At 58.4% G+C, this 23,190-nt stretch carries 20 protein-coding genes and 1 pseudogene; 7 read left to right on the forward strand and 14 right to left on the reverse strand.

The window, feature by feature from the left end; translation table 11 throughout:
- Positions 1 to 30: 30 nt before the first annotated feature.
- The 7 genes from FFV09_RS06270 to FFV09_RS06300 form a co-directional block, all read right to left on the reverse strand.
- Positions 31 to 1,479, reverse strand: coding sequence for a DEAD/DEAH box helicase (locus tag FFV09_RS06270; RefSeq protein ID WP_141447017.1), 1,449 nt, complete (start codon positions 1,477 to 1,479; stop codon positions 31 to 33).
- Between the two features lie 163 nt (positions 1,480 to 1,642).
- Positions 1,643 to 2,062: a universal stress protein gene (locus FFV09_RS06275; RefSeq protein ID WP_141447018.1), complete on the reverse strand. Its 420-nt coding sequence runs from the start codon at positions 2,060 to 2,062 to the stop codon at positions 1,643 to 1,645.
- 107 nt (positions 2,063 to 2,169) lie between these two features.
- Positions 2,170 to 3,405 (reverse strand): MFS transporter, encoded by a 1,236-nt coding sequence (locus FFV09_RS06280; protein ID WP_237401774.1) that lies wholly within the window; start codon positions 3,403 to 3,405, stop codon positions 2,170 to 2,172.
- Positions 3,402 to 3,884, reverse strand: coding sequence for a MerR family transcriptional regulator (locus tag FFV09_RS06285; RefSeq protein ID WP_141447020.1), 483 nt, complete (start codon positions 3,882 to 3,884; stop codon positions 3,402 to 3,404). The genes FFV09_RS06280 and FFV09_RS06285 overlap by 4 nt, the downstream gene beginning before the upstream one ends.
- A 276-nt stretch (positions 3,885 to 4,160) precedes the next feature.
- Positions 4,161 to 4,472 carry a hypothetical protein gene (locus FFV09_RS06290; protein WP_141447022.1) on the reverse strand — a complete coding sequence of 104 codons (312 nt, stop codon included), beginning with the start codon at positions 4,470 to 4,472 and terminating at the stop codon, positions 4,161 to 4,163.
- A gap of 145 nt (positions 4,473 to 4,617) precedes the next feature.
- Positions 4,618 to 5,391, reverse strand: coding sequence for an SDR family NAD(P)-dependent oxidoreductase (locus tag FFV09_RS06295; RefSeq protein ID WP_141447024.1), 774 nt, complete (start codon positions 5,389 to 5,391; stop codon positions 4,618 to 4,620).
- Positions 5,392 to 5,439: 48 nt separating this feature from the next.
- Positions 5,440 to 5,898 carry a chemotaxis protein CheX gene (locus FFV09_RS06300; RefSeq protein ID WP_141447026.1) on the reverse strand — a complete coding sequence of 153 codons (459 nt, stop codon included), beginning with the start codon at positions 5,896 to 5,898 and terminating at the stop codon, positions 5,440 to 5,442.
- Positions 5,899 to 6,366: 468 nt separating this feature from the next.
- Here FFV09_RS06300 and FFV09_RS06305 point away from each other — a divergent pair, with 468 nt between their 5' ends.
- The 7 genes and pseudogenes from FFV09_RS06305 to FFV09_RS06335 all read left to right on the forward strand — a co-directional run bounded on the left by FFV09_RS06305 (position 6,367) and on the right by FFV09_RS06335 (position 15,287).
- The gene (locus FFV09_RS06305; protein WP_141447028.1) at positions 6,367 to 7,269 is read left to right on the forward strand and encodes a LysR family transcriptional regulator; all 903 of its coding nucleotides are present in this window, start codon (positions 6,367 to 6,369) and stop codon (positions 7,267 to 7,269) included.
- A gap of 24 nt (positions 7,270 to 7,293) precedes the next feature.
- Positions 7,294 to 8,103, forward strand: coding sequence for a histidinol-phosphatase (locus FFV09_RS06310; protein WP_141447030.1), 810 nt, complete (start codon positions 7,294 to 7,296; stop codon positions 8,101 to 8,103).
- A 260-nt stretch (positions 8,104 to 8,363) separates the two neighbouring features.
- Positions 8,364 to 10,181, forward strand: coding sequence for a sensor histidine kinase (locus FFV09_RS06315; RefSeq protein WP_141447032.1), 1,818 nt, complete (start codon positions 8,364 to 8,366; stop codon positions 10,179 to 10,181).
- Positions 10,156 to 11,592 carry a response regulator gene (locus FFV09_RS06320; RefSeq protein WP_141447033.1) on the forward strand — a complete coding sequence of 479 codons (1,437 nt, stop codon included), beginning with the start codon at positions 10,156 to 10,158 and terminating at the stop codon, positions 11,590 to 11,592. Before FFV09_RS06315 ends, FFV09_RS06320 begins: the two co-directional genes overlap by 26 nt.
- A 153-nt stretch (positions 11,593 to 11,745) precedes the next feature.
- Positions 11,746 to 13,455 (forward strand): annotated as a pseudogene (locus FFV09_RS24545) (extracellular solute-binding protein).
- A gap of 29 nt (positions 13,456 to 13,484) precedes the next feature.
- Positions 13,485 to 14,375 carry an ABC transporter permease gene (locus FFV09_RS06330; RefSeq protein WP_141447035.1) on the forward strand — a complete coding sequence of 297 codons (891 nt, stop codon included), beginning with the start codon at positions 13,485 to 13,487 and terminating at the stop codon, positions 14,373 to 14,375.
- 21 nt (positions 14,376 to 14,396) lie between these two features.
- Complete coding sequence (locus FFV09_RS06335; protein ID WP_141447037.1) at positions 14,397 to 15,287, forward strand: carbohydrate ABC transporter permease; 891 nt, start codon at positions 14,397 to 14,399, stop codon at positions 15,285 to 15,287.
- A 266-nt stretch (positions 15,288 to 15,553) separates the two neighbouring features.
- On the opposite strand, the gene FFV09_RS06340 is transcribed toward FFV09_RS06335, so the two are convergent.
- The 7 genes from FFV09_RS06340 to FFV09_RS06370 form a co-directional block, all read right to left on the reverse strand.
- Positions 15,554 to 16,144: a GNAT family N-acetyltransferase gene (locus FFV09_RS06340; RefSeq protein ID WP_141447039.1), complete on the reverse strand. Its 591-nt coding sequence runs from the start codon at positions 16,142 to 16,144 to the stop codon at positions 15,554 to 15,556.
- 25 nt (positions 16,145 to 16,169) lie between these two features.
- Positions 16,170 to 16,967, reverse strand: a complete 798-nt coding sequence (locus tag FFV09_RS06345; RefSeq protein WP_141447040.1) for an AAC(3) family N-acetyltransferase — start codon at positions 16,965 to 16,967, stop codon at positions 16,170 to 16,172.
- Between the two features lie 214 nt (positions 16,968 to 17,181).
- On the reverse strand, positions 17,182 to 17,970 hold the full coding sequence (gene sdhB / locus FFV09_RS06350) for a succinate dehydrogenase iron-sulfur subunit (protein ID WP_141447042.1): 789 nt from the start codon (positions 17,968 to 17,970) through the stop codon (positions 17,182 to 17,184).
- A gap of 112 nt (positions 17,971 to 18,082) precedes the next feature.
- The gene (gene sdhA / locus FFV09_RS06355) at positions 18,083 to 19,828 is read right to left on the reverse strand and encodes a succinate dehydrogenase flavoprotein subunit (protein WP_141447044.1); all 1,746 of its coding nucleotides are present in this window, start codon (positions 19,826 to 19,828) and stop codon (positions 18,083 to 18,085) included.
- A gap of 17 nt (positions 19,829 to 19,845) precedes the next feature.
- Positions 19,846 to 20,514, reverse strand: a complete 669-nt coding sequence (locus FFV09_RS06360) for a succinate dehydrogenase cytochrome b558 subunit (RefSeq protein WP_141447046.1) — start codon at positions 20,512 to 20,514, stop codon at positions 19,846 to 19,848.
- A 511-nt stretch (positions 20,515 to 21,025) separates the two neighbouring features.
- On the reverse strand, positions 21,026 to 21,697 hold the full coding sequence (locus FFV09_RS06365) for a potassium channel family protein (RefSeq protein ID WP_141447048.1): 672 nt from the start codon (positions 21,695 to 21,697) through the stop codon (positions 21,026 to 21,028).
- A gap of 15 nt (positions 21,698 to 21,712) precedes the next feature.
- Positions 21,713 to 23,053, reverse strand: coding sequence for a TrkH family potassium uptake protein (locus FFV09_RS06370; RefSeq protein WP_141447050.1), 1,341 nt, complete (start codon positions 23,051 to 23,053; stop codon positions 21,713 to 21,715).
- Positions 23,054 to 23,190: the final 137 nt, after the last annotated feature.

The raw sequence follows: 23,190 nt of genomic DNA on the forward strand, positions 1-23,190 counted from the left end.
ATGCGGCCGCGCGGCCGGACGCCTTCCGCTTTAGGAAGGGTCCTGCGGAGAACGCTTCTCCTTCAGCCACTTCGGCGCGCCTTTGTCTTTGTTCGGCTGCTTCTTGCCGCCTTTGGGTCCCCGTCCGGCCGGCTTCGCGGCAGGCTTGGGCCGCACCGATGCTTCCGGCGCAGCTTCGCCCGCGTCGCGGCGGGCGCTGCCCGGCGCATCACCCGACGGCGCGGCCGAAGCCTGCGCCGCGCCGCGTGCCGCCGGCTTCGCCGAAGGCTTGGCGCTGTCGCCGCGGCCGGTAGTCGGCCCTTTCGACGTGCGCCGCGAGCGGCGCTCGTCGGCTTCCGCCGGATCGAGGACCACGCCGTCATACATGGCGCGCTCTTCGATCTCCGTGCCCAGTTCGCGCGAGAATCGGCGCATGATGAACGCCTGGCGATCGGTCACGATCGAGACCGACAGGCCTTTGCGTCCCATGCGGCCGGTCCGGCCCGCCCGGTGGACGTAATGCTCGGAATCCGCGGCCGGGTCGAGATGCACGACCAGTTCCAGTCCCGGAATATCCAGGCCGCGGGCGGCGACGTCGGTCGCGACAAGCAGCCGGAACTTGCCGGCGCGGAACTGCGACAGCACGTTCGCGCGCGTCACTTTGTCGGCGTCGCCGTACAGGGTGCGCGCTTCCAGCCCCAGGTGGTTCAGCTTCGCTTCCACTTCGGCGATCGTGTCGGCCTGATTGACGAACACGATCGCCCGGTCCGGGTTGTAATGGCGCACGACCCGGCGGAGCGTATCGATACGGTCGCGCTGCTGGCATTCGAAATACAAATGCTGCGTCAGCTTGACCAGCTTCTGTTCCGGCTCGATGCCGACGTCGGCCGGATCGCGCATCTCGCGCTTGGCCAAGCCGCGCACGTCGGGTCCGAGCGTAGCGGACAGGAAGATCAGCTGGCGATCGCGCAGCGCGCCCTTGAGCAGGGAGCGCACGTCGTCCGCGCCGCCCATCTGAAAGATCTGGTCGGCTTCGTCGAGCACGATGCTGCGCACTTCGTGCAGCTTGAGCTTGCGCGTCGACAGCAGCTCGCGCAGCCGTCCCGGCGTGCCGACGACGAGCTGCGGCCGTTGGCGCAGCTTCTCGATCTGGCGGGCCGCCGAAGCGCCGCCGATCAGGCCGATCGTCTGAATACCGAGCGCGGCGCCGTACTTCTCGCCTTCGCGCACGATCTGCATGGCCAGTTCCTGGGTCGGCGCGATGACGAGCACCTGGCTTTCTTTTTTCTCCGGATCGATTCTCTCCAGCAGCGGCAGCAAATAGCAGAGCGTCTTGCCCGTACCGGTCTGGGATTGCGCCAGCACGTCGCGGCCTTCGAGAATGTACGGGATCGCTTCGGTCTGGATCGGGCTCGGCGTCTCGATTCCGTATTCAAGCAGCGAGGCCGTCAGCGCTTCGCCGATGCCGAGCTGCGCAAATTGTTCGATTTCTTTTGTCATTACGTTGTTCCACCTTTATGTTCAGTCATGTCCTCCCTCCATTATAGGGGGAATCGGCCCAAATCCCAAATGAAAATCGAAAAGCCGGATACGCCAAAAAGCGTCCTCCCGCTTCTCGAAGAAGGGAAGAACGCTTGAATAGAGAAGGCTTGGTCCGCGCCGCTCAGCGAATCGTCATCACCGGGCAGGGCGCGTGCTGGATCACTTTGTGGCTGACGCTGCCGAGCAGCAGCTCGGCGGCAAGCCCGTGTCCGCGCGTGCCGACCACGATCAGGTCGCATTGTTCGCGGCGGGCGAACTCGCAAATCTCGCGCGCCGGATCGCCGCGCCGCACGGCCGAGCCATGCGGCAGGCCGGAATCGGCCAGCCGCGCCAGCGCCGGACGCAGCGTCTCAAGCCCTTCCGTTTCGATCCGGGCTTCCGGGTCGAAGCCGATCGCCGGCTCGTTCATCGCGATCGCGGGATCGACGTGCAGCGCCGTAATTTTGGACACTTCTTTGAACGAAGAAGCGAGAGAGATCGCCTGTTCCAGCGCCTGCGCGGCGCCGGATGAACCGTCTATCGCTACCAGAATATGCTGCATGGATGCCGCTTCCTTTCCGTAATTGGGATTTGGGTGTGCGTGCTTCGATTTTCTTTTCACATCGCGCCTTGTATCTTGATCGTTGCACCTTGCGCCTTGACCTGGACTCAATGGCTGATCGCCGCGTCGATATGCGACAGGTGGCGGCGTCTCAGCAGCAGGGCGAACACGCCGATTACGACCATGACCGCGCCGAAGTAGAACGGCATCTCCGCGCTGAACCATTCCGCAAGCTTGCCGGCCAGGAACGGCGATACCGCGCCGCCCATGAAGCGGACGAAGCTGTAGGCGGCGGAAGCGGTCGAACGTTCGACCGGAGCCGATTCCATTACCGCCGTCGTGATCAGCGTGTTGTTGATGCCGAGGAACGCGCCGGCCACGATCACGCAGACGATAACGGTCGTCGGGCTGCCCATGACCGTGCCGACCGCCATGGCGAGCAGGTCGAGCGCGAACAGCGTCAGCATGACCGCCATCGAGCGGACCGTGCCGAAGCGGGCCTGAATACGGGGCGCGACGAACACGGACGTGATCGCCAGCAGCAGGCCCCAGCCGAAGAAGACGTAGCCGAGCCCGTGCTCGTCGAGTCCCATCACGTAAGGCGAATACGCCATCAGGGTGAAGAAGCCGAAGTTGTACAGGAAAGCGACGATGCCGAGCGTCATCAGCGAAGGATAAGCGAGCGCTTTGAACGGATCGGACAGCTTGCTCGTCGTTTTCGGTTTCGGAATCTTCGGCAGCAGCACGGTGACGGCTACAAAAGCGAGAGCCATCAGCACGCTGACGCCGAAGAACGGTCCTCTCCACGAGATCGAGCCGAGTTCTCCGCCCAGCAGCGGTCCGACCGCGATGCCGAGGCCGAGCGCCGCTTCATACAGAATGATCGCTTTGGCCGTGCCCGAAGTCGACAAGCCGACGATCGCCGACAGCGCCGTCGCGATGAACAGCGCGTTGCCGAGTCCCCAGCCGCCGCGGAAACCGACGATCTGCGCGATCGTGTCCGACGAACCGGCCAGCGCCGCGAAGACGACGGTCAGCACGATGCCGCTCAGCAGCGTCTTTTTGACGCCGATCCGGCTGGACACGAAGCCCGTGATCAGCATCGCCACGCCGGTCACGAAGTTATAGCTCGTGAACAGCAGTGAGACCTGGCTCGGCGACGCGTCCAGCTGCGTGGCGATCGCCGGCAGGATCGGATCGACGAGCCCGATGCCCATAAACGAAATGATACAGGCGAACATCACGGCCCAGACCGCTTTGGGCTGGGACAAAAAGCCGCCTTCTTTCAACGTTTTTCCTTCCGGAGGACGCTGCGCGTTCCCCGATATGACTTGATTCTTCATGACTCCGTTCCCTCCGTATACGTATTGGGCTTGGGTTCCGACGTTTGGGGAGTGTCCGCTTCGAGGCGCGCGATTCCGCCGCGTACCCGGGTTCGGAACTGCTCCAGTTCTTCTTTGAGCGCCAGAATCCGGCCGATCTTCTCGTCCAGTTGGCTCAGCTGCCGATCCAGCGTCCCGTCCATCTCCCGGAGCTTGGACAGCTGCTGCTCCGGTTCGCTGATACGCGGATACACTTCGCGGTGTCCGGTCAGCTCCTCCGCATAGACCATATAGGCCTGAATCTCCTGCAGCGAAAATCCGAGCACGTCCCGCGCCGAGATGACCCGCTGCAGATGCTCGATATGGGCGCGCGTATACCGCCTTGTGCCGCCTTCGCTGCGCTCCGGTGCCGGCATCAGCCCGATTTCTTCGTAATAGCGGATCGTCCGCTTGGTCAGCCCCGTCTCGCGGGCGACATCGTCGATTTTGTAGGCGTCCATCCGTCTCCTCCTCCCGCCGTTTGCGCAAGTTTTCTGTACGTTTCATATCATTTCAACATTTACATATGAATATTACTACATACTAACGTTAACGTCAACGTTAGATTTATAAAATATAGGTTCGACTTATTCAAAGGCTGGCAAAAAGGAGACGTAAAAAGAAACGCAAAAAAGAAACGCAAAAAGAAACGCAAAAAAGAAACGCAAAAAGCCGCAGCGGCGCGGAATTCGCGTCTGCGGCTTGATCGACCCGGCGTACGGGAACGGCTTGACGTGCTAGGACGAGCCTTCGCCCTGGCGCCCGGAATCGGTCGGCATCGATTTGAACAAGGCGATAAACGGCTTGGGATCGGTATTGACGGTATACGAGAAAACGCCGATGCTCGTATGCAAATAGAGCAGGCCGATCCCGCCCCCGATCCGGCGATAAGAGATGTCGAACACATGCGTCAGCAAAAATTCCCGTCGGTGCGTCGTGATCCGGTCGTGATACAGATCGATACGCCGATCCGACACGCTGCGTTTTTGCTGTCCTTCGCTCACTTCCCGCTGCACCTGATAATAGGGCTGCGAAGCGATCAAATTCATCCGTGTCCCTCCTTTGCCTGATGGCCGGCAGCCCGATCGGCCGCGAACCGGCCGCGTGTTACCTCTAACTTAACGCAAAAAAAGCCCCGCGAAAACCCTATCCCCGCAATCGGGAACACGATTCTTACGGAACTTGGCGCGCGGCTTACTTCAGGTTCAGGAAACGTCCGGCCAGCTTGTCCGCCGTTCGCGGCATAAGCCCGTACAGCCGAATCGCCAGCCCGAGATAACGGGGCAGGTCGATCTCGCCTCGGCGCGTCTCCATCATCCGCACCATCTCGCGCGCGACTTTCTCGGGAGGCAGGATGAAGCGGCCCACGCTCTTGACGTAGCTGCCGTCCGGGTCCGCCGTCTCGAAAAACGGCGTGTCGATCGGTCCCGGATTGACGGTGGAGACGGCGATCCCGCTTCCGCGCAGCTCCTGGCGCAGCGAATTCATGAAGCCTACGGCGGCGTGCTTCGAAGCGGCGTAGCCGGCCGATTTCGCCGTGGCGAACTTGCCGGCCATCGAAGCGACGGTCAGGATCTGGCCGCTTCCGGCGCGCCGCATATGCGGCAGCACCGCTTTGGTGCAGCGGACGACGCCGAAATAGTTCACGTCCATGATGCCTTCGTAATCGAACAGGTCCATCTCCTCCGCCGTCTCGAACAATCCGTAGCCGGCATTGTTGACGAGGATATCGATCCGTCCGTACTGCTCGATGATCGAGCGGGCTGTCTCTTCGACCGATTCCGCTTGGCTGACATCGAATACGCGTACGCCGTGCGGACCCGGCACCGCCTGGGCCGCCCGGTTCAGCTTGTCTTCCGAACGGGCGGACAAGATCGGAATCGCGCCGCGTTCCGACGCCAGACGCGCCGCAAGCGCTCCGATTCCGCTCGAAGCGCCTGTGATCCATACGATTTTGTTATTCAGCATATAGGCGAATGCTCCTTCGTGATTCGGATAAATGTTCGCCTGTTCAGTTTACGAGATCAGTACCTGAATATCCAGTTCGCCGATTCCTTCCATAAGAAGCGGAATCGTCAGAGCTTTCTCGGGCATAACGCCTCTGAATTCGTCGCCGTGCACGACATGCGGAGGAGTAATGTCCACGATCACGCCTTGATTCGACAGCAGAATGCCCGCGTTGCCGCTGATCATATTGCCAAGTTCCGAGATCGCGCTGCGTCCCATTTCGTCCATTTCGGTAATGACGAATCCGCCCATCATCGCCGATACGATCCGCATGGCGACCTGCTCATGCAGGCCGAACATGATATTGCCGTTCAGCTGTCCGGTCATTCCGATCTGAATCCAAATATGATCGTCGATCGGTTTGACGCTCTTGATCGCAAGAGCTCCCGTCGAAGGGGATATCTGAATAAGCTGATGAAGCACAAGCTTAGCCGATTCCAAAAACGGGTTGATAACTTCCGCTTTCATAATGTAAATTCGCCTCCTGGTGCTTAGGTTTTTGGAATCACGTTTCTTGGGAGGTTGGGACCTTTAGATCATAACCCTTAAGGCCTAATATTCGATATCCCAATTATACGTGAGAGATAAAAATAAAGCATCCGATTTTAAATGATTATTTCTGGCAACGATTATGCAGCTTATCGACGATTTTCGACACCGATTGCGCGCGTTTGAAGAAGCTCGAACATGCCGGGGGCAGACGGCTCCCTTGGAGCGGTCGACGTCGAATCCTGTAATGATTCGGCTTATTCTTTTATCGCCATAAATAGGCTTTTTTTTTATAGCCAAAGACCCAATTTCGGGAAATTCATTACTTTCGTAAGGGTTTTATCCCGTTTCTTTCATTTTCATGCAAAATTCAAGCGTTCATTGCTTTTGCTTTTGTTTTTCCCCTATAATTTAAAGAATCAAGTACGCGGTGGGAGGAGAAGTTTCATGAACATGAGTCAGTTGGAGACGCTCGTGACCATCTCCAAAACGATGAGTTTCCGCAAAGCCGGAGAACTGCTCAATCTTACGCAGCCCGCCGTTTCCGCCCAGATCAAAAGCCTCGAAGACGAATTCAAGACAGTGCTCGTCGACCGGAGCCAGCCGGTCACGCTGACCGATCGCGGGCTCGTGTTTCTGGAGCATGCCGAGCGCATTTTGTCCGTCGTGGAAGAGTTGAAGCAGAAAATGACCGACCTCGAAGAAACGCCCCAGGGCCATATCATGCTCGGCACGACCACTTCGATCGCCATGCAGATCCTGCCGCGCGTCTTGTCCTATTTTCAGAACCAGTTCCCCCTGATCCAGACGAGCATCCAGTCGATGCCTTCTTCGCAAATTTACAGCCTGGTCGAGAACGGCTCGGTGGATATCGGCATCGGCTACCTGATCGAGCGCAATCCGGACCTAGAGACGTCGGTGCTGTATTACGATACGTTCGAGCTGGTCGTCTCGCCCCGCAACGAATTGGCGCACAAGCCCAGGATTTCGATCGACGATCTGCGAAACGTGCCGATCGTCATGCTGTCCCCGGACACGGTCGGACGCCGCTTCGTCGAACAGGTGTTCAAGCAGCACGGCATCGTGCCGCGCGTCGCGATGGAACTGTCCAGCAGCGAAGAAGTCAAACGGATGGTCGAGCTCAATCTGGGCGCCGCCGTGATCTCGAAGCTGTCGGTCGCCCGCGAAGTGCGCCAGGGCTCGCTGATCATGCTGCCGTTGATCGAATTCGAAGTCAGCCATCCCGTCGGCGTCATCTACCGTTCCGGCAAATATCTCAATTCGGCGATGCGCCAATTTCTCGCCGATCTCAAAGGCATGCCGGAAACGCAATTTATCGGTTCCGAATAAACGAACGCAAAGGAGCATCCGTCCATGAAGTTCGACCTGCACACCCACCACTATCGCTGCGGACACGCGGACGGCGACATTCGCGATTATATCGAAGCCGCCATCGGGCAGGGGCTGTCCGTGATCGGCATCTCCGATCATATGCCGCATCTGTTCAGTCCGCTCGACCATCCGATCCCGACCGTCGCCATGTCGAGGCTTGAACTCGACTCTTACGTGCAAGAAGTGCTGCGGCTCAAAAAAGAATACGAAGGCCGGATCGACGTGCTGCTCGGCATCGAATCCGACTATTTTACCGAACATGAACAGGTGTACCGCGACGCGATCGAGCGTTATCCGTTCGATTACGTCATCGGCTCGGTGCATATCAGCGGCGGCAAAAGCATCTTCGACCGCAACCGCTGGACCGACGTTCCGGCGGAGCTTGCGATCGAAGCCAAACGGGACTATTACCGCCTGATCGAAGCTTCGGCGCGCAGCGGCATGTTCCAGATCCTCGGCCATATCGACGCGATGAAAGGCTACTACCCGGCCTTCTCCGATATTCCGGCCGAAGCCGCGGTGGAATCCGCGCTCCGAACGATCGGCGAGCACGGCCTCGCGATCGAAGTGAACACGTCGGGCGGCACCAAGCACTGCGGCGGCTGGTATCCGTCGGACGCCATTTTGGAGCGCGCGCTGCATTACGGCGTCTCCATCTCGTTCGGCTCGGACGCCCACAAGCCGTCGCGCGTCGGCGAAGACTTCGAAGCGGTCGCCGCCAAGCTGCGGGAGATTGGCTTCAAGGAATGGATCTACGTCAAGCAGCGCCGGCCGGTTAGCGTTCCGCTGTAAGCGGATAAGCGGAAGTCGCCGCGAAGCGCAAACTTTTACCCAAGCGGGCCGCAGCCCGTTCAAAGACCCCGATTTCGCGCAGCAGCGTCGGACGGGGTCTTTTTCTTCTATTTTCCTCGTTCCCTTCTTCCATTTTCCTCGTTCCCTTCTTCTTTTTCCGATCGTGCGACAGGTCTGCCGTATGATCCGATTTCCAAATTGCGCACTTTTGCCCCATCGGTTACAATTTGATTGATTCCGGAAGAAAGGACGGGGATGCGATGACAGGCCGCGTTTTTCGCAAGCGCTTACTTTGGCCGAAACAAGAACGTCTTACGTTGAAAAAACGCATTATTCTGATCTTTGCGGCAGGCGTCATCATTCCGTTCGCGATCACCACCCTGGTCTCGCATCGTACCATTTCCGTGATTCTGGCCGACAATTTGAATCTGGGCGTGCAGAGCAATCTGCATCAGGTCCAGCTTTCGCTTGAAAATACGATCAGCAACCTGAATCACGTCTCGCAGCAGTTAGCCTATCCGGGCAGCGTCGGCCGTTTGCTGGAACAATATCTGGCAGCCGAACAGGCTTATGACCGCGCCGCGCTGATCGAAGACCTCCAAAGCGAATTGAACCTGATTACGTTCACCAATCCGACGACCGGTTTCGTTATGTATTATTTTGCCGACGAAAAACGTATGCTGTTCGCGAATGCCGGGCTCCGCGGCGATTTCGATCCCGAGGAACTGCCTCTGCTGGCGGGATATTACGGCATTTCCTATTACGGCCCGCATATTAGCAAAGACCGCTTTAACGACCAATACGTACTGTCGGCGCTGCGAAAAGTCAATCTGCCGGGGCGAGACAATGTGTACGTATACATGGAGTCGGGCTTCAAGCTGACCCAGAACATTTTGAACAGCGACCATATCGTCAAAACGTCTTCGCATCTGATTCTGGACAACTCCGGACGTATCGCCTACAGCGAACGCCCCGAAACCTTCGCCGAGAACAGCTTTTTCCGTCCGGACGCTCTTATCCAAAAAAAGGCCGGCGGCGAAACTCCCTCTTCCGGGTTGGTCGGCAATTATTATTGGTTCAAAGGCACGAGCAATCAGGGATGGAGCATCGTATCGCTGATTCCCAAAAGCGATTACGAAGCCGAAAAACGCCGTTGGGTCCAAATCATGACGATGCTGCTGCTGCTTTTCCTCGCGGTGGGACTCGGAACGGCCGGGCTGCTCTGGAAAATGGTGTACGAACCGCTTAACCGGTTCCACCGGGAGATGAAAGACGTCGTCGGCAGCCGCTTCGATCCTCCTTCCCCTCCCAGCCGGATTCCGGAATTCCAATATTTGCAGCAGCAGTTCCATCATATGAAACGCCAGATCGCCGAGCTGATCCATGAAGTGGAACAAAAAGAAAAGCGCCGGGCGGATCTCGAAGTGGAGAAGCTGCTGTATCAGATCAATCCGCACTTTTTGATGAACACTTTGGATACGGCGCACTGGCTGGCCGTAATCAACGGACAAAAAGAGATCGACAAACTGCTCGTCTCTTTGAACCGACTGCTTTATTACAACCTGGGCAAACTCGGGCAGGTCTCGACCATTCGCGAAGAGATCGACTCGCTGCGCCAGTATTTGATTTTGCAGCAGATCCGGTACGATTTCGATTTTGACGTACGCATTCGGGTCGAAGATAAAGTGCTGGACGTTCCGGTACCGCGCTTCATCCTGCAGCCGCTCGTGGAAAACGCGCTGTACCACGGTCTGGACGACGACGGGCATATCCAGGTGGACGTCAAACGCGAACACGGCATGATCGAGCTCGTGATTCGCGACAACGGGGGCGGCATTTCCGAAACGGAGATCCGACGGCTGCTGGACGAGCAGAAGCCTGCCCATGAAAAAGTAGGCATGGGCATCGGGATGAATTACGTCAAACGCATGATCGAATCGTATTACGAAGGACGGGCGGAACTTCGCCTGGAAAGCGTACCGGGCCGCGGGACGGCCGTGAGCCTGCTGCTGCCGGACGAAACGGACGAGCCCCAGAAGGAGGGATCAGCGGATGCTGAACGTACTGGTCGTGGATGATGACAAGCTCGTGCGCCAAGGCTTGATTTCGACGATGCCGTGGGCGGATTTCGGACTGCGCGTCGTCGGCGAAGCCCGAAACGGCGAGAAAGCGCTGGAGCTGCTGGAGACGCAGGAAGTGGATCTGCTGCTGACCGATTTGGCAATGCCGGTCATGTCGGGACTCGAATTGATGCGGCATGTCCGAAAACGTTATCCCCAAATATTCATCGTCGTGCTGACGCTGCATCAGGATTTCTCTTACATCCAGGAAGCGCTCAGGCTCGGAGCAATCGATTACATCGCCAAAGTACAGCTTGAAGAGGAGCGCTTCGAGGAAGTACTTCGGCGAATCCGCTCGCGGATCGACAGCGAACAAAACAAAAACAGCCGCTCCTTCGAACATGCTTCTCCGAGCGACGGCGGCTATGCGCTGATCGGCGGCGAAGAAGCGCAGCTCAAGGACGCGATCGACCGTATGACCACGGATTTTCGCGCGCCCGATTTCAAGTCCGTTCCCCGCCTTGCCGCGTGGCTGGCTCTCGACGCTGCGGAAGACGAACGGCTGGCGGATATCCTGAACCTGACATTAAGCGATCCCCGTCCGGGCTGCAGCCTGCTGCGTCTAAACGGTCTGCACGGATTCGGCACTTCCGAAATAGCGGCAGGCCTGTCCGCCTACCTGGACGGAGAATGGTTCTACGCGCAGCAGCCGGGCAAAAAGGCTTACGTGCTCGATTTTGCCGATTGGCGACAAGCGGCGGACCCGGAGTCCGGCATACCGCACGGGACGCAGCCGCAGATTTTGCGGGAGCTGCTGCATCGCGGTGCCCGGCTGGGCTGGGTGCATGACGCCGAAGCTTTCGAAGGACTGCTGGCGGATCTGGCTTCGCTTCGCCTTCCCGCCGCGAGATTGCACGGCGAGCTGCTCGGCTGGGGATACGCCTGGAACGCGGTTTACGAAGCGGCGTCCGGGCGGCGCCTGGAACTGCCGGGGCGGATCGGGACTTGGTACGAAGCGGAAAGTTTCCTGCGCCGGGTTCGCGAACAGCTGGGCATCGCGCTCGGTTCGCGGCTCTACTCCGTCGAGGTACGGGCAAGCGTGACGCGAGCCGCCGCGCTGGTGCACGAGCGACTGTCCGAGCCGCTTCAGGCGGGGCAGCTGGCGCAGGAAGTCAACATGAGCCGAAGCTACTTCAGTCAATGCTTTCGCGACATCCTGGGCGTCACGTTCAACGAATATGTGCGGCAGAAACGGATCGACCGGGCCTGCACGCTGCTGGCCGAGACGCGTAATACGGTGCAGTGGGTCGCCGAGCGTATCGGATACGCCGACGAGAAATATTTCAGCCGCATTTTCCGGGAACAAACCGGTCTGCTGCCCAGCGAATTTCGTCAGCGCCATCTGCCGGAAGGGACGAATGTCCGCTGAACAGGTAGAGATTTGTCCGGCGATTCCGCGTTTCCGACTGATTTCAAGCATTTGCCTTACCGGATCAACGACCGCTTTCTATCCGTGAAAGCGGTTTCTTTGTGCTAAATTATAGCTATCTCATCCATCTTGCACAGAAAGAAGGGGAACGTCATGAAGCGAACAGTCAAAGCCTCATGGATCGTGCTGCTCTCGGCAGTCCTGATGCTCGGAGCGTGCAGCGGCGCGGAGACGCCGGCCGACGCCACACCGGAGGAAGCCAAAGCGCAAAATACCGAACCGGCCGATCCTTACGGACGCTACGAAGAACCGACGACGATCAGTATCGGCATGCAGGTCGACCCGACCGACAAAGATCTTCCGGCCGAAGATACGCCGCTCGACAACCAGTACACGCGCCAAGTCGAAGGAGCGCTGAACGTCCGGGTCGAGCATGCTTTTACCGCTTCCGCCGCCAACATGCGCCAGAAAATCAGCCTGGCTATCGCCAGCAACGATCTGCCGGACGCGCTCGTCGTCAATGCCGTGGAACTGCGGCAGATGGTCGCCGCCGGACAGCTTGCCGATCTGACGGAAGTGTACGAACGCTATGCGTCCCCCGAAATCAAAGACATCGTGGACAAAACGAACGGAGCCGCGCTGAAGTCGGTTACGTTCGACGGCAAAATGTATGCCATTCCGGGCGTGCAGGCCGACGCGGACGGCATCCACATTTTGTGGGTTCGGCAGGACTGGCTCGACAAGCTCGGTCTTGAGCCGCCCAAGTCGATGGAAGAGCTCGAAACCGTTGCCCGCGCTTTCGTCGAGCAGGACCCCGACGGCAACGGCACAGCCGATACGATCGGCATTTCCGGCCCGCAAAGCGGCGACGGCAAAATGTACGCCAATTTCCTGGAATCCAAAAACAATCTGTACGGCTTCGACGCGATCTTCTCCGCGTATGGCGCTTTCCCGGGTTTCTGGCTGGAAGACGGGAGCGGCAATCCGGTCTACGGCTCGACCCTGCCGGAAACCAAGGAAGCGCTCGCCGGACTGCAGGATCTGTACAAAAAAGGCTTGATCGATCCGGAAATGGCGGTGCGCGAAGCGTCCGACGAACCGATCATCAACGGCAAGTCGGGGATGTTCTTCGCTCCCTAGTGGATGGGTTACGGCCCGCTCACCAATGCCGTCAAAAACGACGCCGAAGCGGACTGGCAGGCGTATGCGCTGCCGCTTAACGCCGACGGGGCTTTCCGGCCGCATGCCGCGACCCCTTCTACCGAATTCGTCGTAGTGCGCAAAGATTACGAGCATCCCGAAATCCCGATGAAGATGCTGAACAATCTGTTCAAGAACGAAATGGAGAATACGTTCGACCCGAGCAAAGGCGGTCCCGGCTTCTATCCGCTGCGCGTCGTGTTCGCGCCTTCGGACGAAATCGAATTTACGAACAAAGCCATCAAGGAAGTGCTCGCCGGCACCAAGACCAAAGAAGATTTTGCCGACGCCAAATCGTACAAGCTGCTGCCTTCCGATCTGGACGCGATCAAGACCATCAAGCAGGAACCGTACGACCAATGGAATATCGGCACCTGGACGCCGGATGCCGATTGGGGTGCATGGACCCGCGCCTATTCGATCATGGTCGGCGGCAATCCGCTCGTCGAGACGGAGATGGAAAAAGTCAAAAGCCTGATCTATGAGCAGACGCCGCTGATGGAAAGCCGGTGGGTCAACCTCAAAAAGATGGAAGACGAGATGTTCCTCAAAATCGTCATGGGCGTAGCTCCGGTCGACAGCTTCGACCAGTTCGTCGAAGACTGGAAGCGCCAGGGCGGCGAACAGATCACCAAAGAAGTAGCCGAAGCGCTTCAACAGTAAGGCCGCGGTGCGGAAAGGAGTTTTGACGGATGCGGATCAAAGGCTTCGACAAACACTATTATCTGATGCTGCTGCCCGGCTATCTATGGCTGATCGTGTTCAGCATCGTTCCGATGTTCGGAATCGCGATTTCTTTTCAATATTTCAATCCCGGCAAAGGCATATTCGGCTCGGATTGGGCCGGGCTGGAACATTTCCGCTACATGTTCGTGCTGAAGGACACCCGCGAAGTCTTCGTGAACACGCTCATTATCGCGGTACTCAAAATCGTCACCAATCTCGTCGTGCCGCTGGTGTTCGCGCTCATGCTCAACGAGCTGCGCCAAATGATTCTCAAACGCTGGATTCAGACGGTCGTGTACCTTCCCCACTTCCTCTCCTGGGTCATCCTCGGCGGCATCGTACTGGACATTTTCTCGTACAACGGTCCGATCAATCAGCTCGGAGCACTGCTCGGTTTTGAGCCCGTGCTGTTTTTCGCCCAAGCGGAGCTGTTTCCGTGGCTGGTCGTCGGCAGCGACGTCTGGAAAGAGTTCGGATTCAATACCATCATCTATCTGGCGGCGCTTACGGGCATCAATCCCGCCTTATACGAAGCGGCCGGCATGGACGGCGCGAGCCGCTGGCGCAGCTTATGGCATATCACTTTGCCCGGCATTCGCACCACCGTCGTCCTGTTGGCCGTCCTCAGCCTCGGCAACGTGCTGAACGCCGGCTTCGACCAGATTTTCAATCTGTACAATCCGCTCGTCTACTCGACCGGCGACATTATCGACACCTGGGTCTACCGGACCGGCCTGCTCAATCTGCAGTACGAACTGGCGACCGCCGTCGGGCTGCTCAAGTCCGTCATCGGCTTCATTCTGATCAGCGTCTCGTATTATCTGGCTTATCGGCTGATCCATTATCGGATTTTCTAAATCCATGCGGGAGGTGCGTTTATGATTCGGGACAGAACCTGGGGGTCGCGCCTCACGGATATCGGGCTGTTGGTCATCCTGATCGCAATCACCCTAAGCTGCGTGCTGCCGATCTGGTACACGCTGGCGCTGTCGCTCAGCTCGAATTCGGCGGCCGCTTCCGGACAAGTCTGGCTGTGGCCGGTCGGCTTCAACCTGAATGCTTACGCGCAAATTTTGAAAGACGGACAATTTTTCGGCTCCTTCTGGATCTCGGTCCAGCGCGTCGTGCTCGGAGCCGCGCTCAATTTCGTCGTCGTGCTGCTCATGGCTTATCCGCTCTCGCGCAGTTCGCGGCAGTTCCGGGCCCGGGGCCCGCTGATGTGGATTCTCGTCTTCTGCATGCTGTTCAACGGCGGCCTGATCCCTCTCTACCTGACCGTCAAAGAGCTGGGCATGCTGAACAGCATCTGGGCGCTCGTGCTCGTGGGAGGCGCGCAGACGCTCGTGTTCAACGTCATTTTGACCGTCAACTTCTTCCGGAATCTGCCCAAGGAACTGGACGAAGCAGCGTTGGTCGACGGAGCGGGTCCCTGGTATTCGCTGATCAAAATCTATTTGCCGCTGGCGGTGCCCGTGCTGGCCACCATCACCTTGTTCAGTATCGTATACCATTGGAACGAGTTTCTGTACGGACTGATCTTCATGACGCGCGAGCAGTATTATCCGCTTCAGACTTATATTCAGCAGATGGTTGTCTCCGTCGACCCGGCTACCATGAGCGAAGACCAGTACCGCAGGCTGTCGGAATTGTCCAACCGGACGCTCGACGCCGCCAAGATCTTCGTGGCCATGCTCCCGGTCATGATCGTGTATCCTTTTTTGCAGCGTTACTTCATTCACGGCATCACGCTCGGTTCGGTCAAGGAATAAAAAGCGTCGGACGGATTAGGCCGCAAAGCGGTCGGGCTTCGGGGAGTTTCCCGGAGCCTTTTCGTTATGGAGCGGCAGTTATACCGAAAAAAACGCAAAAAAAGGACCCGGATAGTTATCCGGGTCTAGTCACTTCTATTTCAAAAGGGGGTCATGTCTTATTTATACCCCATACATGTTAGAGAACAGTTGCGCTTATATTTCATTTGTGTGACAAAGCCTTTTTCACGCCAAAAATTCGTTTTTCCGACGTTTGGCTTTTACATTCAGGCTTCCGCTTCCAGCTTTTCGCGCGTCAGCGTGAACACGACGATACCCAGCTCGTCGTCGCGGCGCTTCACGCCGAAACCGAATTCCGGCCGGTGCTGGCGTTCCATGCCGATCTTCTCCAGCACGCGCAGCGACGCGCCGTTCTTGACGAAGCAGCGCGCCTGAATCCGCTCCAGTTCCAGATGCTCGAACCCGAAAGCCGCCATCGCGTCCGCCGCTTCGGTCGCATACCCTTTGCCCCAGTATTCGTGCGACAGCGCGAAACCGAGCTCCGCTTTGCCGCCCCGGGCGTCCCAGCGCTGGAACGAGCACAGCCCGATGATGTCCGTGCCGCCGTGCAGGAAGACGCCCAAATGCAGCGCGCTCAGGCTTCGATACGATTCTTCGATCTGCCGGTATACGCGATCCGGATTGCCGACGCCGAACGTGCGTCCCGCCGAAGCGAGATACCGGTTCACTTCGGTATCGTCCGCGCTGCGGCTCCAACTGCGAATGTCTTCTTTGGTCAAAATGCGCAGCTCAAGCCGATCCGTCCGGATCGGCAGCCAGTCCGGCAGGCTGCCGGCGATTCTTTCTTTGTCCGCCATCTCTATGTTCCCCCTCGTTCTTCGCTCAGCGATACAATTCCAGCCAGCGCGCGGCGTAATCGACCAGGCTCCGCTGGCGAACCAGCCGGCACTCGGCGCGTCCGATCCGTCCGCGCCGAATTTCCGCGCCTTTCTCCGCTTCGAAGTCGCCGCCGATCCGCTCGAAATCGGACGAATCGAAGTTGATATCGGAAAACTTCACCCATTCCGGTCCGTCGGCTCCCTGAACTTTGGCCGTCGGCCGCAGTTCTTTTTTGCCCCGGTAGTCGGCCCGGTACTCGCCTAGATGAAACGACGTATTCTTGTCGTATCCGGTGCCCAGCATAAGCACGGACGCGTCCAGCTCGTACAGGCGGCCGAGCGGCGATTCCTCGCCCAGCCCGTACGCCAGCGGATGCCGAGCGGTAATGGCGTCCGCCTGCGGCCCGCGGGCCGCAAAAGATACGTGCGGATGGCCGCTGCGCCGCGTACCGCGCTGTTTGCGGAACGTTTCGGGCACGGCCCCCATGCCGCTCGTAAGCGTCAGGTCGGGGTCGTACAGCGGCATCTCCGCCCGCACCAGATCCCACCACCGGGAATCGAGCGGCGGATTCATCCAGATCGCCGGATCGGTCAGGTTCGACGACTGCGTCGGCATGACGAGCGTTCCGTCTTCGCCGAGCGCGTCTTCCAGTCCGAGTACGACGGCTTCCGCTCCGCCGGCGATCCAGCCTCCGATCGCTTTGAGCGACGAATGCACCAGCAGCACGCTGCCCGGCTGCACGCCGAGCGCACGCGCTTCTTCCGCAACCGATGTGCGGGTATACGGTTTCTCCACAATCATGGGAATCAGGCTCCATCCTTGATTTCGTTCGATGCGAAGCCGCTCCGGCGCGCATGGGCCGGGCAGCCGCAGTCTCTTTTCCAGTGTACCATGAAACGCAATGACGCGGGATTGCCGCGGCTTCGTTCTTCGCCGGACGCCAAAAATCCGAGAAACCCGGCAGCGGGTTTCTCGGATTCGTTATCGCCTCCGGCTTAAAGCCGCTGCCGGACGCTTACTGCGCAAACCAGCGTTTGAACATGCGCTTCGTCGTCTGCTTGTTCAGCTCGGCGATCGAAGTCGTCAGCGGAATGCCTTTCGGGCAGGCGCGTACGCAGTTCTGCGAGTTGCCGCAGCCTTCGATGCCGTCCGTGCCTTCCATCAGCGTGTCGAGACGGTCGTCGGCGTTCATCTCGCCCGTCGGGTGGGCGTTGAACAGGCGAACCTGCGACAGGGCCGCCGGACCGATGAAGTCCGTCTTGTCGTTGACGTTCGGGCAGGCTTCCAGGCAGACGCCGCAAGTCATGCACTTGGACAGTTCGTACGCCCATTGGCGCTTCTTCTCCGGCATGCGGGGTCCCGCGCCGAGATCGTAAGTGCCGTCGATCGGAATCCATGCTTTGACTTTCTTCAGCGCGTTGAACATCCGGCTGCGGTCGATGACGAGGTCGCGCACGACCGGGAAGGTCGCCATCGGAGCGACGCGGATCGGCTGTTCCAGCTGATCGACGAGCGCCGAACAGGCCTGGCGCGGCTTGCCGTTGATGACCATCGAGCAGGCTCCGCACACTTCTTCCAGACAGTTCGATTCCCAGCACACGGGTGCCGTGGAGCCGCCGTTCGCGTTGACCGGATTGCGCTGGATCTCCATCAGGGCGCTGATAACGTTCATGCCCGGACGGTAAGGCAGGTCAAATTCTTCGGCGTAAGGCTTGCCTTCCGGCGTATCCTGACGGGTGATCACAAATTTGACTTTTCTGGCTGTATTCTGAGTTGGTTGTGGCACGGTTGGTGTATCCGCCATGGTCGTTCTCCCCCATTCGCTTGGATATGGACAACTGAGTGTTTCTGCGAAACGCGATTACTGGCAAGTTTCTTCGAAACTTCGCTGAGTCGCGCGTTTCTGTGAAACGCGATTAATCTTTCGAGTAATCACGGACGCGGGGCGGGATCAGGGACACGTCGACTTCCTCGTAGGAAATACTCGGGCCGTCCGGCGTCCAGGCCGCTTTGGTCGTCTTCAGGAACTCTTCGTCGTTACGTACCGGGAAGTCCGGTTTGTAGTGCGCGCCGCGGCTTTCGTTGCGCAGAAGCGCGCCTTTGGTCATGGCTTCGGACAGCTCCAGCATGTTCCAGAGCTGACGGGTGAAGGCTACGCTGGAATTGTTCCATTTGGCCGTATCCATCATGTTGATCTTGCCGTAGCGCTGCTTCAGTTCCTTGATCTTGTTAATCGTCTGCTCCAACTTGTCGTTGTAGCGCACGACCGTCATGTTGTCGGTCATCCACTCGCCCAGTTCGCGGTGCAGCACGTACGAGTTCTCCGTACCGCCGTCCATGCCGAGCAGTCGGTTGTAATTGCCCTGGTGCTTGGCTGTGCTGGCGTCGAACAACGAGCTCGACAGATCGGCCGCCGATTTCTTGAGGCCTTTGATATACTCGACCGCTTTCGGGCCGGCAATCATGCCGCCGTAGATCGCCGAGACGAGCGAGTTGGCGCCGAGACGGTTCGCACCGTGGTACTGGTATTCGCATTCGCCGGCCGCGAACAGGCCCGGAATATTCGTCATCTGGTTATAGTCGACCCACATGCCGCCCATCGAATAATGTACGGCCGGGAAGATTTTCATCGGGATTTTGCGCGGATCGTCGCCCATGAACTTCTCGTAGATCTCGATAATGCCGCCGAGTTTGACGTCGAGTTCTTTCGGGTCCTTGTGCGACAGATCCAGATAGACCATGTTCTCGCCGTTGATGCCGAGCTTCTGGTCTACGCAGACATTGAAGATTTCGCGCGTCGCGATGTCGCGCGGAACGAGGTTGCCGTAAGACGGATATTTCTCTTCGAGGAAATACCACGGCTTGCCGTCCTTGTACGTCCAGATCCGGCCGCCTTCGCCGCGCGCCGATTCGGACATGAGGCGCAGCTTGTCGTCGCCGGGAATGGCTGTCGGGTGAATCTGGATGAATTCGCCGTTCGCGTAATGAACGCCCTGCTGGTATACGGCGCTGGCCGCGGTACCGGTATTGATGACCGAGTTGGTCGTTTTGCCGAAAATGATGCCGGGTCCGCCGGTCGCCAGGATGACGGCGTCCGCGACGAACGTCTGAATCTCCATCGTGCGCAGGTTCTGCGAGCTGACGCCGCGGCATACGCCTTCGTCGTCCAGTACCGCGCCGAGGAATTCCCAGTTCTCGTACTTGGTCACGAGGCCGGCGGCCTCGTAACGGCGTACCTGCTCGTCGAGGGCGTACAGCAGCTGCTGGCCCGTCGTCGCGCCGGCGAACGCCGTGCGGTGGAACTTCGTGCCGCCGAAGCGGCGGAAATCGAGCAGGCCTTCCGGCGTGCGGTTGAACATGACGCCCATCCGGTCCATCAGGTGGATGATGCCGGGAGCGGCGTCGCACATCGCTTTGACCGGAGGCTGGTTGGCGAGAAAGTCTCCGCCGTAGACGGTATCGTCAAAATGGAGCCACGGCGAGTCGCCCTCGCCTTTTGTATTAACCGCGCCGTTGATGCCGCCCTGCGCGCACACGGAGTGCGAACGCTTGACGGGAACGACGGAGAATAACTGTACGGGAACGCCGGCTTCGGCCGCTTTGACGGTTGCCATGAGACCCGCAAGCCCTCCGCCGACGATAATAAGTCCGGATTTTGCCATGTCTGATTGAGTCCCCCTTAACCGATCATTGTTTTCAAAGTCGTCAATACTTGTGCCGTGTTCGCGAACTGATCATCGCGGAAAGCGAACAGCGACAGCATGAACAGGGCCGTCACGACTACGAACAGACCCATGCAAATGTAAGAAGAGATGCGCTGTGCGCGCGGACCGACCGTAATGCCCCAGCTGACCAGGAACGCCCATACGCCGTTGGCGAAGTGGAAAGTCGTTGCAATGACTCCGATCGTGAAGAAAACGAAGAAACCGGGCTGCGTAACCAGTTCATGCATTATGCCGCCGAGATCGTCATGAGTCGCATTGCCGAAAAGGATCTGTAAACGGGTCGTGTACACATGCCAAATGATGAATACGAAAGCGACTACGCCGCTGATCCGCTGCAGCACGAAGCGCCAGTTGCGCTCGGTCTTGAAATGTCCGAGATTGGGCTGCGCTTGATAAGCGATGTAAAGTCCGTACACGCCGTGAAAGAGCAGCGGAAGCCAAATTACAAATATTTCAAGGAAAATAACAAGCGGTAGATCGTTGATTCTGCTTACCGAGTCCCGAAACCCTTGATCTCCGCCTTCATACGCCCCGAAATTGGTAATCGCGTGAGTGAGGATGAAAAAGCTTAGCGGAACAACCCCCAATAATGAGTGTACCTTTCTGGCGTAGTAACCTTTCATCTGCCGAACCGTCCCCTTTCATCGTTCGACATTCCGCCGCTTTTCGGAAACGGGTTCCTCCATGCCGCAAAATGCCCTTTAATTAGAACGTTTTCATAAATTCCATAAAGGAATTTGCCGCCCTGCCGTTTTCCCCACCCGAAAGCGCGAAAAAACAAAAAAAATTCACGCCATACCATTTCTTCGTGAACAAAGCGACTACCCTTTTATGTTACCCCAAAAATTCGGAGAATGGAACCAATATGACGTCTTTTTGAAAACAAAAAATTCCTGCATAGTATATGTAAGCGTGCGTAAACGTTAACGACTCAACAACCGATCAAAAGCGCGCGCTTGCTGGGTTGGTGGCGCCGGAACGCGCCGCTGCGGCGTTCTCACTCCGTTCTCATATCGCTCCAGCCCTACTTATAAGGAAGCGTTTACAGATAAAAAAGCAAAAAAGGGCGGAATCCGATAAGCTTTCGCTCCGGATTCCGCTTTGGCCGCCGCGATTGACCTGCCTCGCAGCCTCTTATTCTTCGATATTGACCACTTCGCGCTCGAACTGCTCGATCCGGTCGTTCGGGCCCGCGATGACCATCACGTCCCCTTCGTGCATCCGGTCGAGCGCCGTCGGCGCGATCGTCACGCCGGCTTCGGTACGCAGCGCCACGATCGTGCAGCCGAAGCGGCTGCGCGAATTCAGGTCCGCCACCGTACGCGAATTCAGGCAGGTCGGCACCCGCATCTCCACGATCGAATAATCGTCCGACAGCTTGATGTAATCGAGCAGGTTCGGCGTCACGAGCTGGTGCGCCACGCGGATGCCCATATCGCGCTCCGGGAAAATGACCTGGTCGACGCCGATCTTCTCCAGCGCCCGCCCGTGCAGGACGGTGATCGCTTTGGCGACCACCTTTTTGACGCCGAGTTCCTTGAGCAGAATCGCGGCCAGGATGCTCGTCTGCATATTCTCCCCGATCGCGACGATGCCGCAGTCGAAATTGCGAATGCCGAGCGAACGCAGCATTTCTTCGTCCGTCGCGTCCGCAACCGCCGCATACGTGAAGCGGCCGCCGACTTCTTCGACCACTTCCTCGCTGCGGTCGACGCCCATGACTTCATACCCGAGCTCGATCAGTTCCATGCCGAGGCTCATGCCGAAGCGCCCCAGTCCGATCACTACGAATTGTTGTGTGCCCAATGCGGATGCATCTCCTTAACCAATAATAATTTTGCCTTCGGGATACCGGAATTTCTCGGACGTTTTTCTCGGCTTGAGCGCGTACACGAGCGTCAGCAGGCCGACCCGGCCGGCGAACATCGTCAGCGCGATCATGATTTTGCCGAACGTCGACAGCTCGGGCGTCAGCCCCAGCGACAAGCCGACCGTACCGAACGCCGAAGTCGTCTCGAACAGCACCACCATGAAATCATGCCCTTCCGTCGCGGACAGCAGCATGGCGACGCCGATTACGAGCGCAAGCGCGAGCAGAATGATCGTCAGCGCTTTGAGGATACGTTCGCGGGCCAGACGCTGCCGGAAAAAGACGACGTCTTCATGTCCGCGCATCATCGCGATCATGGCGCCGATCGTCACCGCGAACGTGGTCGTCTTGATCCCGCCGCCTGTCGATCCCGGCGAAGCGCCGATAAACATCAGGATCAGCAGCAGGAAATGCGTCGCCTGGTGCAGCTGGGTAAGATCCACGGAATTGATGCCCGCCGTGCGCGGAGTGACGGATTGCAGCAGCGCGCCCCACAGCCGGCCTCCCCAGTCCATGCCGCCAAGCGTGCCCGGATTGCCCCATTCGAACAGCAGGATAATGACGGCTCCGAACAGAATGAGCAGCCCCGTCGTGGACAGGACGACTTTGGAGTGCATCGACAGCTTCTTTTTGTGCCGGTAATCGGCCAGATCGGACAAGACGATGAACCCGAGGCCGCCGCTTACGATCAACCCCACCGAGACGAGGTTCATGACCGGGTCGTCCGCGTAATCGGTCAGGCTGCGGAAATCGCCGAAGATATCGAAGCCCGCATTGTTGAAAAAAGAAACCGAATGAAAAATGCCGAAATACAGCGCCCGGCCGAGCGGCATGTCGAAAGCGAGCCGAATCGCGAACAGCAGCGCCCCGACCGCCTCGATCGCCAGGGAATAATAAATGACCCGCCGGATCAGCCGCACGATGCCTTCGACCGAGCCCTGGTTCATCGCTTCCTGCAGCAGCAGGCGGTCGCGCAGCGAGAGGCGGCGCTGGAACACCAGCGCGAACAGCGTGGCCATCGTCATGAAGCCGAGGCCGCCGATCTGAATCAAGACGATAATGACCGTCTGGCCGAACGCATTGAAAAACGTGCCGGTATCGACCACGACGAGCCCCGTCACGCAGACGGCGGACGTCGCGGTGAAAAAGGCGTCGATCAGCGGCAGCGGCTGCCCGGTGTGGTTGGCCGCCGGAAGCCTCAGCAGCAGCGTGCCGAGCAGGACCAGCACCGCATAGCCGATCGCCAAAATTTGCGGCGGAGCGAATCTTAATTTGGGAACCGCCATTGCCATTTCTTCGCGCCTCCCCTTTCTGTTGCGAACTTCGTCCATTTAATGAAAGCAGTCGTCCTATTATATGCGCACGCGCTCTCTTCCCACAACTACGATTTGGGCGACAAAGCGATCGGCGAAGCCCCGTTGTGGTATCG

Source organism: Saccharibacillus brassicae, assembly GCF_006542275.1.
GTDB lineage: Bacteria > Bacillota > Bacilli > Paenibacillales > Paenibacillaceae > Saccharibacillus > Saccharibacillus brassicae.

Bases quoted from the DNA above. Each gene is read 5' to 3' on its own strand.
- FFV09_RS06270 (WP_141447017.1), bottom strand. From the start codon at position 1,479: ATGACAAAAGAAATCGAACAATTTGCGCAGCTCGGCATCGGCGAAGCG.
- FFV09_RS06275 (WP_141447018.1), bottom strand. From the start codon at position 2,062: ATGCAGCATATTCTGGTAGCGATAGACGGTTCATCCGGCGCCGCGCAG.
- FFV09_RS06280 (WP_237401774.1), bottom strand. From the start codon at position 3,405: ATGAAGAATCAAGTCATATCGGGGAACGCGCAGCGTCCTCCGGAAGGA.
- FFV09_RS06285 (WP_141447020.1), bottom strand. From the start codon at position 3,884: ATGGACGCCTACAAAATCGACGATGTCGCCCGCGAGACGGGGCTGACC.
- FFV09_RS06290 (WP_141447022.1), bottom strand. From the start codon at position 4,472: ATGAATTTGATCGCTTCGCAGCCCTATTATCAGGTGCAGCGGGAAGTG.
- FFV09_RS06295 (WP_141447024.1), bottom strand. From the start codon at position 5,391: ATGCTGAATAACAAAATCGTATGGATCACAGGCGCTTCGAGCGGAATC.
- FFV09_RS06300 (WP_141447026.1), bottom strand. From the start codon at position 5,898: ATGAAAGCGGAAGTTATCAACCCGTTTTTGGAATCGGCTAAGCTTGTG.
- FFV09_RS06305 (WP_141447028.1), top strand. From the start codon at position 6,367: ATGAACATGAGTCAGTTGGAGACGCTCGTGACCATCTCCAAAACGATG.
- FFV09_RS06310 (WP_141447030.1), top strand. From the start codon at position 7,294: ATGAAGTTCGACCTGCACACCCACCACTATCGCTGCGGACACGCGGAC.
- FFV09_RS06315 (WP_141447032.1), top strand. From the start codon at position 8,364: ATGACAGGCCGCGTTTTTCGCAAGCGCTTACTTTGGCCGAAACAAGAA.
- FFV09_RS06320 (WP_141447033.1), top strand. From the start codon at position 10,156: ATGCTGAACGTACTGGTCGTGGATGATGACAAGCTCGTGCGCCAAGGC.
- FFV09_RS06330 (WP_141447035.1), top strand. From the start codon at position 13,485: ATGCGGATCAAAGGCTTCGACAAACACTATTATCTGATGCTGCTGCCC.
- FFV09_RS06335 (WP_141447037.1), top strand. From the start codon at position 14,397: ATGATTCGGGACAGAACCTGGGGGTCGCGCCTCACGGATATCGGGCTG.
- FFV09_RS06340 (WP_141447039.1), bottom strand. From the start codon at position 16,144: ATGGCGGACAAAGAAAGAATCGCCGGCAGCCTGCCGGACTGGCTGCCG.
- FFV09_RS06345 (WP_141447040.1), bottom strand. From the start codon at position 16,967: ATGATTGTGGAGAAACCGTATACCCGCACATCGGTTGCGGAAGAAGCG.
- sdhB (WP_141447042.1), bottom strand. From the start codon at position 17,970: ATGGCGGATACACCAACCGTGCCACAACCAACTCAGAATACAGCCAGA.
- sdhA (WP_141447044.1), bottom strand. From the start codon at position 19,828: ATGGCAAAATCCGGACTTATTATCGTCGGCGGAGGGCTTGCGGGTCTC.
- FFV09_RS06360 (WP_141447046.1), bottom strand. From the start codon at position 20,514: ATGAAAGGTTACTACGCCAGAAAGGTACACTCATTATTGGGGGTTGTT.
- FFV09_RS06370 (WP_141447050.1), bottom strand. From the start codon at position 23,053: ATGGCAATGGCGGTTCCCAAATTAAGATTCGCTCCGCCGCAAATTTTG.